The following is a 15329-nucleotide window of genomic DNA, read 5'->3' as shown; positions in this document are numbered from 1 at the left end:
GTAGATATTTTGATTGATGCGATTGCATCATCGTTCTTCTCAAGAAGTGGGTGTGTATTGTTCCTAATACGCACCGGCGCTTGAAATTTAGAATACACACAAACTACTTTGCTTTTTATGGTGATTACAGTGTTGTTCTTGTGAATAACTTGAGCAGGGCTTAACGCTATAGAGTCAAGCGAATAAGTGCACATGGTGGATGCCTTGGCAGTCATAGGCGATGAAGGACGTGGTAGCCTGCGAAAAGCTACGGGGAGCTGGCAAACAAGCTTTGAGCCGTAGATGTCCGAATGGGGAAACCCACCCTTTTAGGGGTATCGCACAGTGAATACATAGCTGTGCGAGGCGAACCTGGAGAACTGAAACATCTAAGTACCCAGAGGAAAAGAAATCAACCGAGATTCCGAGAGTAGTGGCGAGCGAAATTGGATCAGCCTGTACGATTTAGCATTTGAGTTAACAAAACGGTCTTGAAAGTCCGGCCATAGAAGGTGATAGCCCTGTATGTGAAAACTCGATTGTGGAACTAGGCGTACGACAAGTAGGGCGGGGCACGAGAAACCCTGTCTGAACATGGGGGGACCATCCTCCAAGGCTAAATACTCATGACTGACCGATAGTGAACTAGTACCGTGAGGGAAAGGCGAAAAGAACCCCGGGAGGGGAGTGAAATAGATCCTGAAACCGTGTGCATACAAACAGTCGGAGCGGACTTGTTCCGTGACGGCGTACCTTTTGTATAATGGGTCAGCGACTTACATTCAGTGGCAAGCTTAACCGAGTAGGGAAGGCGTAGCGAAAGCGAGTCCGAATAGGGCGTCTAGTCGCTGGGTGTAGACCCGAAACCAGATGATCTATCCATGGCCAGGTTGAAGGTTGGGTAACACCAACTGGAGGACCGAACCCACTAACGTTGAAAAGTTAGGGGATGAGCTGTGGATAGGGGTGAAAGGCTAAACAAATCTGGAAATAGCTGGTTCTCCCCGAAAACTATTTAGGTAGTGCCTCGAGTCTCACTACAGGGGGTAGAGCACTGTTATGGCTAGGGGGTCATCGCGACTTACCAAACCATGGCAAACTCCGAATACCTGTAAGTGCAATCTCGGGAGACAGACATCGGGTGCTAACGTCCGGTGTCAAGAGGGAAACAACCCAGACCGCCAGCTAAGGTCCCTAATATCTGCTAAGTGGAAAACGAAGTGGGAAGGCTAAAACAGTCAGGAGGTTGGCTTAGAAGCAGCCACCCTTTAAAGAAAGCGTAATAGCTCACTGATCGAGTCGTCCTGCGCGGAAGATGTAACGGGGCTAAGCAGATAACCGAAGCTGCGGATGTACACGTAAGTGTATGTGGTAGGGGAGCGTTCTGTAAGCCTGCGAAGGTGTGTTGTAAAGCATGCTGGAGGTATCAGAAGTGCGAATGCTGACATGAGTAGCGATAAACAGAGTGAAAGGCTCTGTCGCCGTAAGCCCAAGGTTTCCTACGCAACGTTCATCGGCGTAGGGTTAGTCGGCCCCTAAGGCGAGGCAGAAATGCGTAGTCGATGGGAAGCAGGTTAATATTCCTGCACCGACGTGTAATGCGATGGGGGGACGGATCGTGGAAAGTGGTCCAGGTGTTGGATATCCTGGTCCCTGCATCATAGAGGACAGTTAGGCAAATCCGGCTGTCATATACTCAAGGGTGTGGGGGGAAGTAGCTACGGCTACGAACCCATTGGAAGTGGTCCCAAGAAAAGCCTCTAAGCTTCAGTTACACGTTGACCGTACCGCAAACCGACACAGGTGGGCGGGATGAGTATTCTAAGGCGCTTGAGAGAACTCAGGAGAAGGAACTCGGCAAATTGGTACCGTAACTTCGGGAGAAGGTACGCCCTTGTAGTTTGACCATGAACAATGGAAGGACGAAGGGGTTGCAATAAAATGGTGGCTGCGACTGTTTAATAAAAACACAGCTCTCTGCAAACACGAAAGTGGACGTATAGGGAGTGACGCCTGCCCGGTGCTGGAAGATTAAATGATGGGGTGCAAGCTCTTGACTGAAGTCCCAGTAAACGGCGGCCGTAACTATAACGGTCCTAAGGTAGCGAAATTCCTTGTCGGGTAAGTTCCGACCTGCACGAATGGCGTAACGATGGCCACACTGTCTCCTCCTGAGACTCAGCGAAGTTGAAGTGTTTGTGATGATGCAATCTCCCCGCGGCTAGACGGAAAGACCCCATGAACCTTTACTGTAGCTTTGCATTGGACTTTGAACCGGTTTGTGTAGGATAGGTGGGAGGCTTTGAAGTGGGAACGCCAGTTCTCATGGAGCCATCCTTGAAATACCACCCTGATCTGTTTGAGGTTCTAACCTTGACCCATTATCTGGGTCGGGGACCGTGCATGGTGGGCAGTTTGACTGGGGCGGTCTCCTCCTAAAGAGTAACGGAGGAGCTCGAAGGTACGCTAAGTACGGTCGGACATCGTACTGATAGTGCAATGGCATAAGCGTGCTTGACTGCGAGACTGACAAGTCGAGCAGGTGCGAAAGCAGGACATAGTGATCCGGTGGTTCTGTATGGAAGGGCCATCGCTCAACGGATAAAAGGTACTCTGGGGATAACAGGCTGATACCGCCCAAGAGTTCACATCGACGGCGGTGTTTGGCACCTCGATGTCGGCTCATCTCATCCTGGGGCTGTAGCCGGTCCCAAGGGTATGGCTGTTCGCCATTTAAAGAGGTACGTGAGCTGGGTTTAAAACGTCGTGAGACAGTTTGGTCCCTATCTGCCGTGGGCGTTGGAAATTTGAAGGGGGCTGTTCCTAGTACGAGAGGACCGGAATGGACGTATCTCTGGTGTACCGGTTGTCACGCCAGTGGCATTGCCGGGTAGCTAAATACGGAAGAGATAAACGCTGAAAGCATCTAAGCGTGAAACTTGCCTTAAGATAAGATTTCCCTGAGGACTTGATCCTCCTGAAGGGCCGTTGAAGACCACGACGTTGATAGGCTGGGTGTGGAAGTGCAGTAATGCATTAAGCTAACCAGTACTAATTGCCCGTGCGGCTTGGCTCTATAGCATTGAGCCTTGCTTAAAAGATACGCACATGAAACAACACAGTAAATCTACCCGGGGCTAGACCTTAGCCTCAATAAAAACCAAGGTAGTTTGTTTGAAATAGATATACCCGCAACACGCATCAACAAGATAGCAGCGCTGTCTCAAAGATAACTCATCAGTTCCAAATCGAGCCAATCAGCCGCAACGCTGGTTAGCTAACAAGTAAGTGCAATCAAGGCACCGCACTTACAGCCAACCCTCTTTGCCTGACGACCATAGCAAGGTGGTACCACCCCTTCCCATCCCGAACAGGACCGTGAAACGCCTTAGCGCCGATGATAGTGTGCATTCGCATGTGAAAGTAGGACATCGTCAGGCTCTCCAATTCCAAAAAACCCCGCTCTCAATACCTGAGGCGGGGTTTTTTTTATTTCAGGTCCATCCTGAATATCTATTGCGATTAAATATTGATGTTTAAGTTACAAAATTAAGTTACAAAAAAACCAGCTCATCTTTGGGGCTGGTTTTTGTTCCGATCACGCGGCAGCGCGAGTAAAACATTGTTTGATAAAACAGAGCCTATTTAAGGACACTGCAGTTGGTGCTGACCGATACCAATACTTTCCCAAGGGCGGGGAGGGAGCGTGGATCAAGTGATTTGCCCGTATTTAGAAATGCCACGGAAATATCTCTTGATGGGTCTGCCCAAGTAACAATGTTGATTAGACCGAGGTGCCCAAATGCTTTTCGAGCTTTTATGCCAAACAAAGAGAAAACATTTTCCCCAAGCATAAATCCGGTTGAAAACCGAATTGGGATCATGAGTGTTTGGTCGATGGTTAAAGGGCCAGCTGGCCGGGTGGCCAGTTTCACTGTGCTTGCTTCGAACATTTGATTGCCGTTGTAAACACCACCATCCAGCATCATTTGATAAAAGCGACTCACCTCGTCTGCGGTTCCGTAAATATTACCTGCGGGAATGCTGGCGTCCATAAAACCGGAGCTGTTGGAAATGGTAGCTATTTTCTCAAATTCAATGTTTAGAGCTCGTTTAGCCAGCACGTTGATGGGAAACACCGGTGTTGCACCTGTGCTGTAGTTGAACGCGGCCAGTTCTTGATGTTTTTTCTGAAGACCATAGGTGAGGTATTTCGCACCCAGCGGTTTTGCAATGAATTCTTGCAAAGCGGATTCCACGGATTTACCAGTGATTCTCTTTACCAATTCACCCAGAATGTAACCTCCAACAATAGCGTGATAAGCCTGTTGGCTGCCGTCGCCTCGGTTCGTGTACCCGGAGTTAATCAAGTCAATAACACTGTCCCATTTGAAAAGCAATGAAGGGTGTGGGTTGCTTATCGGTATTTGAGGGACGCCTGCACGATGTGACAGAACTTGTGCAATGGTGATATTTTCTTTCCCATTGCACGCAAATTCGGGAATGTACTTTCCGATCGTGTCATTGAGTTCAAGTTTCCCCTGCTCGCATAGTTTGTGAACCAGCATCGCGGTAATGGCTTTGGACGCGGAGAACAGACAAATTGGTGTGTCTGGTGTCATTAACACCTGCTCGACATCCTGGTCTGGATGATTTGGGGGTGGGTTGCCCCTAGCATGTCCAATTGAGCGCTTGAGTACAATTTCGCCTTGACGGCGCACAACCATGGTCATTCCAGGTTGTAAACCAGTTCTGTAAAAGCTTTCGACACTGTTCCAGATGGCCTCGATATTGTCGCGAGTCATGCTGACGTCATAGGGGCTGGTTTCTGCTTTGGAGTCGATTTGGGTAACTGATCCAACGTTTCGTGGAATCGACACGGTATTTGTTTTTTTAAACATAAATTTGGCTTGTCTCGTCGTTGTAAGTATTTGTGTAACTTACAAGTATCATTCCAAGCCAAAGTCCAGGTCAATTGAGTTTTTAGGGCGAACTCTCTAGCCTTGTTCAGGATTTGAAGCGCTCAGATTGTTTTTTTGATGCAGTTCTCGCATGAATTGATCAATTGGTTTGGTGGTGCTGCCTTTGAAAAACAGAAGTGGAGACAGGGTGCCAATCAGGGTAATGTGGTCTGTCCCTTCAATACTTTCCACTTTGGATTGATTGCCTGCTGACTGTAACGCTTGGTGTAGTGCATTCGTGTTTCGCTCGATACTGACCAAGGTGTCACTTTGGGGCGCCAAGAGCAGTGCGGGGACATTGCGACTCCCCGCGTAGTCAATCGGTTGCGATTTAGGGGGGTAGTCGGGGTGATTGAACACAGGCTGCACATCCGTGTCTTTGATGGGATAAATATTGTAGGCACCAGCCAACCCAATTAATCCTTGGACACTGGTTTGGTGTTCAAGGCCGGCAGCGTTGAGCCAGCGAGGATCAAGTGCCAGCATGGCAGCGTTGTAGGCCCCGGCACTGTGACCCATCAAAACATATTGTTGCGATGGATTCAGATTCTTGTACTCGGGCTTCTGAAGTTCTTTTTTCAGGTGAGCAATACTTTGTGCGCCATCTTCCAAAAAATCAGGATATTGCACTTCAGGGTACAAGCGGTAGTTGGGTACGGCGGTGATGTAGCCCATGGATGCGAGGCGCCGGCCAACAAACTCGTACTCAGATTTGTCGCCCCGATTCCAACTGCCCCCATAGAAGAAGACGACAACTGGTGTGTGGTTGAACTCTTTATTGGCATTGTTGGGCAGATACAGATCGTATTTCAGCTTCGGATGCGCACCAAACGCAATGTTTTCTTTCACTTCTGCGGTGTAAATTTTTGACACTGAGTTAACCACTTGAAGCGCTGAACAGCCGCCCAAGAGGATTAGCGGGATGACTTTAAGTGTACGTAGTAGATTCAGTGTCGATTTCATGGGGTGCTACAGTAGTATGCACAGACAGTGCTGATTGTGGGTGATGCTTTATATTAAACAGAATTTGAACGCAGGATAATGACGATGGTAACAATTGACAAGAACAAGCCGGTGTGTGTTACAGGGGCTTCAGGGTATATCGCCAGTTGGATTGTGAAGGATTTGCTCGACAAAGGGTTTGTGGTGCACGCGACTGTGCGTGATTCGAACAAAGCCAGTTCGGTTGCGCATCTTTGGAAACTGGCGGAAGGCTCCAAAGGCACGTTGAAGTTGTTTGATGCCGATTTGATTCAGCCAGGAAGTTTCAAGGCTGCTATTGAGGGATGCGAGTTGGTGATCCATACGGCCTCTCCTTTTGTGATCAAGGGGTTTACTGATCCCAATGAAGCACTGATTCGTCCAGCTGTAGAGGGCACTGAGAATGTCTTGAAATCTTGCAATGAGGTGGAAACGGTTCGAAGGGTGGTGTTGACCAGTTCGGTTGCTTCTATTTATGGGGATGCAGTCGAAATTTTGAAAGCACCAGGTGGAATTTTCACGGAGCAACTTTGGAACAACACCAGCAGTGAAGGTCATCAACCTTATTCTTACTCAAAAGTGATGGCCGAGCGCAAGGCTTGGGATGTGTGCAAAAGCCAGTCTCGCTGGGACTTGGTAACAATCAATCCAAGTTTGGTGATGGGGCCTTCATTGACCACCCAAACCCAGTCAACGAGTATTGATGTAATGCGCGACTTGGGCAGTGGACGGCAGCGTACAGGTGTACCAATGCTTGAGTTCGGTGTTGTTGACGTTCGCGAGGTGGCGACAGCGCATGTACTGGCTGGTTTTGATTCCAATGCGGAGGGGCGCTACATTCTGAGTGCGCACACTGCCAGTTTGTTGCAAATGGCAACGATTTTGCGTACGCGTTTCCCGAGGTATCCCCTGCCCACCAAGCAGTTGCCCAAGTTTTTGGTGAAACTTGTTGCGCCGATTGCTGCGGGAGTGAGTCGTGAATTTATTCAGAAGAATGTGGGCTATCACTTGCGTTTCGACAACAGCCGGTCGGTTAATTTGTTGGGTGTGAAATACCGGCCATTGATCGAAACGTTGTGCGATCACTTTGCTCAAATGATCGATGATGGTTTACTCAAGCGGCGTTAATTGTTGTTGAGATGAGGCCCTGCTCCCACAGATGCAGGGCTTTTTTGCGTTCGTTTTGCCAACGGTACTGCCCCAGTTCTCCGGTGGCTTGTATGACCCGATGACAGGGGATTAAAAAAGCGACCGGGTTCTTGGCGATCGCACTTCCTACAGCACGGCTTGCAGATGGTTTGCCGATTGATGCGGCAATTTGCTGATAGCTTGCAAGTTGTCCGATGGGCAGGTGGATCAAGGCCTGCCAGACCAGGAGTTGAAATGGTGTACCGCGCAGGTGCAAATACAGATCACCCGTTTGATGGCCCGTAGGGTGAAAAAGTTGTTCAACAAGTGCTTCTGTTTTTGAGCTGGACTCGACAAAAGTTGCCTTGGGATATAGCCCGCGAATTTCTCCCTTCCACTGGTGATAAGTCAATTCAGCAGTTTCAAACTCAAGGCTGTTGATGCCTTTGGCCGTGAGGCAAACGAATACTTGACCGAACGGACTGGGCGCATGCCCAATTGTGAATACTTGGTTAAGGCCCTCATTTTTAATCTCGCCAGGCGTAAGCGCTTCGAACTTCAACATGAGGTGGTGAAGTTTGCTACTGCTGGAGAGACCGAGTGCCAGGCTTGTGTGGAGCATACTTTTTCCCGAGGAAATAAGTTTGCGAGCATGGTCTTTTTGCAGACAGTGAAAGAACTGTTTGGGACTGATTCCGGCCCACTCGGTGAAGGTGCGTTGCAAGTGATACGGCGACGTATTCAAGTGCTTGGCCAGTATGGCCAATTTGGGTTCAATCCCGGTGTGTTCTGTTGCAAAGTTGCTTGCATGTTGTTCCAGAACTTGAATTGCTTTCGCAATGAGTTTGTATTGCTTGTGGGTTTCAAATTGTGTCACGGCAATGTTCTGAATGGTTATTCACTTTGTCAGTGTGGTTCCTACTGCTTGTTGGGGCAATCTGTTTCTTGCGCAAATTTAAACTTGGGCGCACAGTGGGAATCGAAATTTACTCACAAGTTACATGGATTTTTGCAAGTGCTTTTCTATTTCTTGTGGGTATTGTTCGATTTGTGAATCTAAATGGAGTGTGTCTTAGTATGAGGGGTAACTATTACACACTTTAGATTAGTTATCGCACTATCTATTCAAGAGGCCAGCAAGGCCCTGAGGAGACATACATGGCCGGTTTTCTGCCCAAGAATTCCACATTGAAATTCGCTGTTCTATCTGCGCTGATGTCCATGCACGGTTTGTCTGTTGCTGCCGGTGCCTTTGAGGGGCCTGCAGGCATTGAGGGCCGATGGGCGATGGAAGTGACGGTGGGAGCATCCATGCGAACGAAGGACGCTGACGAGTCCTTGGTATTCATCGGCAATGGTGGCAAGGCTTCGAGTGGTACGGTTGACGACGGTAATTTGAATTACAGCAAGGGTGATGTGTTCAACGCCGTGGCCAAGGCTGTAGGTGAACTCGAGCTTAAAAAAGACAACTACGGTGTTTTCATTCGTGCCAAAGCCTTCTCGGACTTTCACAACAGAAGCAATAGGGTACCGCACGGTTCATCTAACAACGGCTTCAGGCCCAATGAACCTTTGAATGACAACGGGTTTGACAAAGGTACGAAATTCGAAGACGCACAGTTTCTGGATGCATATTTCTTCGGTAATTATGAGCCCTTGGGCAAGCCTCTGACCCTGAAAATCGGTAATCAGGTGGTGACATGGGGTGAAGCTTTGTTTGTGTTGGGTGGTGTGAACCAGTATTCCAACTTTGACTCGGCTGCGCTTCGTCGCCCGGGTGCGCAGCTGAAAGAGGTGTTCCTCCCCATTCCCCAGATCTCTGCGAACATTCAGGCAACAGATGAGCTGTCTCTGGAAGGTTTTGTTCAGTTGAACCATGAAAAGGTGGTTGCGGATGGTTGCGGCACTTTCTTTTCACAGGCTGATTTGTTGAACTGTAATTTCCAGGGTGCCCCAATCAACCCAGGTATCTTGAGCACCCCGGTGGGTGACATCGATTTCACTGGCTATGATGATCAACAGAGTTTTTCAGGTGGGGGCACAATTACTGCTGGCGGTATTCCAATCGATACCACGCTGTTTTCGGGTCTGGGTCCCTTGGCGGGGCTTTTGGGCGGTATCACGGGTTTGCCAGCTGACCTGAGTAGCTTGAATTTCCGGATGGCCCAATTGGCAGATCGCAGGCCCAAAGATTCTGGGCAGATTGGTTTGTCTGGTCGCTACTATGCGGGCGAAATTGGCACTGAGTTCGGCGCTTACATTGTGAATTATCACCAGCGTATTCCCAATCTGTCCTTGAAGAAAACACCATCCGGATTTGACGGTTCCTTATTCAACGGGCTAGAACTAGCAGGTCAGAGTGTGGTGAATCCACTGTCGTATTTCTTTGATTACGGATCAGAGAATATTCAGGTTGCGGGCCTGTCTGCCGCAACCGAGTTGTTTGGTTACTCTGTATTTGGTGAGGTTAGTTATACCAAGGATTTCCCTGCCGCGTACAACACCGCAGATTTGTTGAAAGGTGGTGCAACTGGGGATGGTCCTTTGGCGCGCTATGGCGACAATGCGCAGTTCCCGGTTGGTTCGATTTTGCCCGGCTCCAAACCGTTGGATAAAATTCAGGCGCAGATGTCAACGATTGCCTTGTTTCCTCGTCGATTGGGAGCAAGCCAGGTTGCTGTAATTGGCGAGATTGGCGCTCAAATGTGGCGCGGAATTGGCGATCCCTTCACCAGCGAGCGCTTTGGCCGTTCGCCTGCTTTTGGCGCTGGGGCCCATGCGACGTATAACGGTGGCGATTGTAATGCAGGCGTCAATCCGAATTCCCAGAACTGTGTGGTCGACGGCTATGCAACTGAAACTGCGTTTGGCTATCGGATTTTGTCCGTTGCGCAATATCCTGACGCCATTTTCGGGGTTACTTTGGCGCCTCGAATTTTCTTCTCGCATGACTTCAAAGGTTATTCCGCCGATGGCGTTTTTCTGGAGGACCGCATGAATTTGGGTGTTGGCGTTCGGGCCGAGATCCAGTCTGCGCGATATTTTGCTGAAATGAATTACAGCATGTTCAATGACAAGGCTTATTTCGATCCATTCAAAGACCGCGACTTTCTGTCTTTGGTAGTGGGCGCCAACCTGTAAAAGGTGGAATCAGAGGGTGAGCCATTCAAGAGTTGTTTTTAGGAGAGTATTGAAATGAAATTGATGAAGATCACGCAGTTGGCCGTGTCCATGGCATTGTTGGGCTCTGCCTCAGCGGTGCACGCACAATCGGCTGATTTTTCAAAGTTGGGCACTACTCTGACACCGATTGGTGCAGAGAAAGCGGGTAATGCTGCGGGTACGATTCCAGCGTGGAACGGTGGCTTGAGCAAGCCACCCGCAGGATTTGATCCCGCCAAAGGTTATGTTGACCCATTTGCGGCTGATAAGCCCACCTTGACCATTACTGCCGCCAATATGGAGCAGCACAAAGACAAGTTGGCACCAGGGCAAATGGAGATGATGAAGCGTTATCCCAGCTACAAGATTAACGTTTATCCGACTCAGCGAACAGCTGCTTACCGAGCGGACGTTTACAAGTTTGCCAAGGAAGAAGCTGCGGGCATCAAACTGGCAGAGGGTGGTAACGGTATTCTGAATTTGAAGAAGTCCAATGTGCCTTTCCCGATTCCGACCGATGGTATTCAAGTGATCTGGAATCATTTGATGCGTGATTTGGGTGGCTCGATCACTCGTTATTCTGCAGACTTCCCAGTTCAAACCAATGGAAGTTTCACTGTGGGCAAGCGTACGGAAACAATTTCCTATGCGTCTTTCATGACAGATCCCGAACCTAACCGAATCTTCTATTACCTGAATCAAACCACAGCACCTGCGAACGCAGCTGGTGAGGTGGCCTTGGTACACGAGCCTTTGAATCAGGTGCAGGAGCCTCGCTTGGCCTGGCAGTACAACCCTGGGCAGCGTCGAGTGATTCGCGCACCTGAACTGGCGTATGACTCACCAGGTATTGGTGCTGATGGCTTGCGGACCAACGATGACTTCAACGGTTTCAATGGCTCACCAGATCGCTACAACTGGAAGCTGGTAGGCAAGAAAGAAATGTATGTGGCCTACAACAACTTCAAGTTGACCAGCAAGGCTTTGAAGTACAGCGACATCATCAAGCCGAATCATGTGAACCCCGACCATTTGCGTTACGAGTTGCACCGCGTTTGGGTGGTAGAGGCCACATTGAAGCCCGGCGCTCGTCATATTTACTCCAAGCGTGTGTTCTTTATTGATGAAGATTCATGGGCTGTTTTGCACGCAGACCAGTACGACGCACGTGGTGGCTTGTGGCGTGTGCGCGAGGTATATGGCGTTCAGTTGTATGACGCACCTGCGTTTGGCCCCGCTGGTGAGGTGATTTACGATTTGCAGGCACGCCGATATTTGGTCAATGCATTGACTAACGAAGAGAAGCCCGTGGAATTTGGCAAGAAGTACACCACCGCTGACTTTTCGACTGCAGCATTGCGTCGCATGGGTAGGTAATGATGTTTCAGTGTGTTTGGAGCAAGTGTGCTCCAGGCACCTGAGGTTTAAATTTTTTGCAACCCAGAGATATCACTTCTCTGGGTTTTTTAAATTGGAGATGGCATGAGAAAGCCACTGCTGCGCGCAACTTTAGTCGCTTTGAGTTTGTGTGCAAGTCAATTCAGTTACGCATTTAAAGATCCCTTGGATTTACCTGCAATTCAGGCACCAAAGGCCGCGAAGGCTTTGTCGCTCAATGCGACTTCCCAAGGCAGTAATGTGCTGATGGTGGGTGAGCGGGGCATTATATTGAAGCGGGACTTTGCCGCTGGCGATGTTGCGCAGGGTGTGAAGGACAACGAAGGCAAACTGTGGATTCAAGCCAAGGTGCCTGTGTCAGTCAATTTGACGGGTGTTCAGTTTGTGAATGACAGTTTGGCCTTTGTGGTTGGTCACGATGGCGTGGTGCTGAAGTCGACTGATGCTGGTGCAAGTTGGACCAAAGTGTTTGATGGCAACAAAGCCAATGAGCAAGTGGTTGCTGCCGCGAAGAAGAAAATGGATGACATGCAGAGTCGATTTGATGCTGCAAGTGTGGCTGAACAGGACAAGATGAGTGAAGCCTTGGAGGCAGCAACTTTTGCATTTGAAGATGCTGAAGCGGGCGCCCGGTTTGGCCCGGCACGCCCGATGCTCGATGTGTGGTTTAAGGATGAAAATACCGGGTGGGTGGTTGGCAGCTACGGACAGATTTTTGAAACCAAAGACAGCGGCGCGACCTGGACCCTGATTGCGAATCGCTTGGACAATCCCGATTTTCGCCATTACAACGGTTTATATGGCGATGAAACAGGGCTGATGTTGATTTCAGGAGAAGCCGGCCGAGTGTACATTTCCAATGATTTTGGCGCGACTTGGACACGCTCGGACACAGGTTACAACGGCCATTTTTACGGTACCGCGGTACTGCGCAATGACGAAGGGCCGCCCATTGTTTTTGCATATGGTTTTGGTGGAAATGTTTACCGCTTGGGTGCGGGTGCGAGTGCTTGGTGGCAGCTACAAAGCCCCAGCAAGGAAAGTTTTGTTCAGGGATTGACCCTTGGAAAAACTGTTTTGTTTGTCGACCAGAAGGGTCGCTTGGTGCGTACCGATGAGTCGGGCACTACGTTGAAAATGGTGAGCGCTACAGAGGGTAAGCCTGTCACTGGCATGGCCCTTGTAAACAACACCTTGGTATTGAGTGGCCAGAACGGCCCTAGAACCCTTGCGCTGCCACGCTAACTGGAAGAACTGTCATGAGCAATCAAGAAGAATTGGGTAAGGTCGAACGGTTTTTTGAGTCGATTTTGTTTGGGCATCGCAAACTGGTGATCGCCGTGTTTGCTGTGTTGTCGGTGTTTTTTGCTTACCATGCGGTGCAGTTAAAGCCTGACGCATCATTTCAGAAAATGGTGCCTGTGACGCATCCATTTATTGCAAATTACTTGAATTACGAGAACGAGCTACGCCCGCTGGGTAACGTGCTCCGTATTGCAGTTCACAACAAGAACGGTACTATTTACGAGGCGGAGTTTCTTGAGAAACTTCGCTTGATCACTGATGAGGTTTTTTACATTCCTGGCGTTGATCGTGGCAATTTGAGTTCGATCTGGACGCCCAACGTAATGTGGCGGCAAGTGACCGAAGAGGGGCTGCGGATGGGGCCCGTCATTGGTCAGGGTTTTTCGGGTTCTCCTGAACAAATTGAGGCTGTCAAAGCCAACGTGGAACGTTCTGGACGTATCGGTTCTCTGGTTTCGAATGATCAGCGTTCTGCAATTATTTTGGCGCCGCTGCTGGAGGTTGATCCCGACACTGGTGAGAAGTTGAGCTATGGCAAGTTGTCAGCGCAGATTGAAGAGGTGGTGCGGGACAAATACCAAAGCGACGATATTTCGATTCACATCACTGGTTTTGCGAAAGTAGTGGGTGACTTGATCGACGGATCCAAAGACATTGCCGGCTTTTTCGCGATCACGTTCGTACTTACCGTGATCTTGTTGCTTTGGTATTCCCGTTGCTGGAAGAGTACCGCAGCCACTATTTTTTGTTGCTCGCTTGCGGTGATTTGGCATTTGGGCTCAGTGAGCTTGTTGGGGTTTGGACTTGATCCTTACTCCATACTTGTTCCGTTTTTGACATTTGCGATTGGTGTGAGCCATGCGATTCAGAACGTGCGAACCATGGCATCTGAACGTTTTCATGGAGCGGACAAAGTAGACGCTGCGAAAGCAACTTTCCACCTTTTGTTCATTCCTGGTTCAGTGGCTTTGCTGGCCGATGCTGTAGGTTTCTCCACTTTGCTGGTGATTGAGATCGGAGTTATCCGTGAATTGGCGATCAGCGCCTCAATTGGTGTGGCAGTGATTATTTTCACCAAGATGTTCTTGTTGCCAGTGCTGATGAGTTATACGGATGTGACCGAGCGTGGTTTGAAGCAGGTTGCCAAGCAGGAAGCCAGTAAGCACACAGTGTCACACCTTCTGTCTCGCTTGACTGAAAAGAAGGTAGCTTATGGCGTCAGTGCGGCAGCAGCGCTGATTTTGGTGGCGGGTTTGTTTGCCTCGGCCGACATCAAGATTGGTGACTTGGACCCTGGTGCACCAGAACTTCGTCCTGACTCACGATACAACCAGGATGTGAAGTTTCTGGTCGAGAACTACTCCACCAGCTCGGATGTGTTTGTGGTGATGGTGGAGACACCTGCGGGTGAATGTGGCGCATACCCTGTGGCCTCAGTGGTAGATCGTTTCCAGTGGGAAATGGAAAACCTGGAAGGAGTAGAAGGCACGGTTTCTCTGTTCACTGTGATGAAAAACATCATTGCCGGTTTCAATGGTGGTAATCCGAAGTGGTTGGCCATTTCCCGTGATCGCTTCATTTCAAATGGTGCGCACAAGAATATTCCCACCACTTTGTATAACTCCGAATGTTCGATGACACCCGTGATTCTGTTTTTGTCTGATCACAAAGCTGAGACGCTTGAGCGTGTGGTGGCCAAGGTACAGGCTTTCGCTGCAGAGAATGATTCCGCAGATGCCAAGTTCATTCTTGCGGCCGGCAACAGCGGCATTGAAGCGGCAACCAACATTGTTGTGGAGCAGGCTCAGAAAACGATGTTGCTGTTGGTGTATGGCATCGTGGGGGCTCTGGTTTGGTGGGAGTTCAAGAGTTTCCGCGTGATGCTCGCCATCATGATTCCCCTGTTCATTACAGAGGTGTTGTGTAAGGTGATCATGGTGCAGCTTAATCTGGGCATCAAGGTTGCTACGCTGCCTGTAATTGCCTTGGGTGTAGGTATCGGGGTTGACTATGGTATTTATATTTACAACCGACTTGAAAGTTTCCTGGCCAAAGGATTGAATTTTAAGGATGCCTATTTTGAAACCCTGCGTTCAACCGGAGTGGCTGTTGCCTTGACCGCGGTTACTCTAGCGCTGGGTGTGTTCACTTGGGCATTCTCTGCGATCAAGTTCCAGGCGGACATGGGCCTGCTTTTGGCATTCATGTTCTTGTGGAATATGGTGGGTGCCGTGGTGCTTATTCCCGCGCTGGTGCGTTTGTTCGCCTTTGGTGCGGTGAAAAAGAGGTTTGGCCCTTCAGTGGAAGCGCCAGGCCGATAATTGGTGTTGTCACGAACTCAAGGGCAGCCTGGGCTGCCCTTTTTTTATGGCCACCGGTTTGTGGTAACCTCCACAAATCGCCTTCATTTGCCAA

8 protein-coding genes and 2 rRNA genes are annotated in these 15329 nt (G+C 49.5%); 7 read left to right on the top strand and 3 right to left on the bottom strand.

Annotated elements, in window-relative coordinates; all coding sequences use genetic code 11:
- The first annotated feature begins 172 nt into the window (after positions 1-172).
- Together HKT17_RS11285 and rrf are read left to right on the top strand one after the other, a co-directional pair.
- Positions 173-3055 (top strand): 23S ribosomal RNA (locus tag HKT17_RS11285).
- 251 nt (positions 3056-3306) lie between these two features.
- A 5S ribosomal RNA gene (gene rrf, locus HKT17_RS11280) occupies positions 3307-3419 on the top strand.
- A 201-nt stretch (positions 3420-3620) separates the two neighbouring features.
- On the opposite strand, the gene HKT17_RS11275 is transcribed toward rrf, so the two are convergent.
- A complete protein-coding gene (locus tag HKT17_RS11275) occupies positions 3621-4880 on the bottom strand; it encodes a serine hydrolase domain-containing protein (RefSeq protein ID WP_105029679.1) in 1260 nt (419 codons plus the stop codon).
- A 96-nt stretch (positions 4881-4976) separates the two neighbouring features.
- Complete coding sequence (locus HKT17_RS11270; protein WP_240965777.1) at positions 4977-5813, bottom strand: alpha/beta hydrolase; 837 nt, start codon at positions 5811-5813, stop codon at positions 4977-4979.
- Positions 5814-5987: 174 nt separating this feature from the next.
- Here HKT17_RS11270 and HKT17_RS11265 point away from each other — a divergent pair, with 174 nt between their 5' ends.
- A complete protein-coding gene (locus HKT17_RS11265) occupies positions 5988-7049 on the top strand; it encodes an SDR family oxidoreductase (protein ID WP_171100147.1) in 1062 nt (353 codons plus the stop codon).
- Here HKT17_RS11265 and HKT17_RS15710 read toward each other — a convergent pair.
- The gene (locus HKT17_RS15710) at positions 7036-7815 is read right to left on the bottom strand and encodes a methylated-DNA--[protein]-cysteine S-methyltransferase (RefSeq protein ID WP_171100145.1); all 780 of its coding nucleotides are present in this window, start codon (positions 7813-7815) and stop codon (positions 7036-7038) included. The genes HKT17_RS11265 and HKT17_RS15710 overlap by 14 nt on opposite strands.
- 392 nt (positions 7816-8207) lie before the next feature.
- Here HKT17_RS15710 and HKT17_RS11255 point away from each other — a divergent pair, with 392 nt between their 5' ends.
- The 4 genes from HKT17_RS11255 (at position 8208) to HKT17_RS11240 (ending at position 15235) form a co-directional block, all read left to right on the top strand.
- Entirely contained in the window at positions 8208-10190 is a 1983-nt protein-coding gene (locus HKT17_RS11255) for a DUF1302 domain-containing protein (RefSeq protein WP_171100144.1), read from the top strand.
- A gap of 54 nt (positions 10191-10244) precedes the next feature.
- Positions 10245-11588: a DUF1329 domain-containing protein gene (locus HKT17_RS11250; protein WP_171100142.1), complete on the top strand. Its 1344-nt coding sequence runs from the start codon at positions 10245-10247 to the stop codon at positions 11586-11588.
- 105 nt (positions 11589-11693) lie between these two features.
- Positions 11694-12854: a WD40/YVTN/BNR-like repeat-containing protein gene (locus tag HKT17_RS11245; protein ID WP_171100140.1), complete on the top strand. Its 1161-nt coding sequence runs from the start codon at positions 11694-11696 to the stop codon at positions 12852-12854.
- 14 nt (positions 12855-12868) lie between these two features.
- Positions 12869-15235 (top strand): efflux RND transporter permease subunit, encoded by a 2367-nt coding sequence (locus HKT17_RS11240; protein WP_105029672.1) that lies wholly within the window; start codon positions 12869-12871, stop codon positions 15233-15235.
- Positions 15236-15329 lie beyond the last annotated feature (94 nt).

The sequence above is a fragment of the Limnobacter sp. SAORIC-580 genome (assembly GCF_013004065.1).
Lineage (GTDB): Bacteria > Pseudomonadota > Gammaproteobacteria > Burkholderiales > Burkholderiaceae_B > Limnobacter > Limnobacter profundi.
The sequence above is the reverse complement of the archived record's forward strand: the minus strand, read 5'-3'. Positions and strand labels throughout refer to the sequence as shown.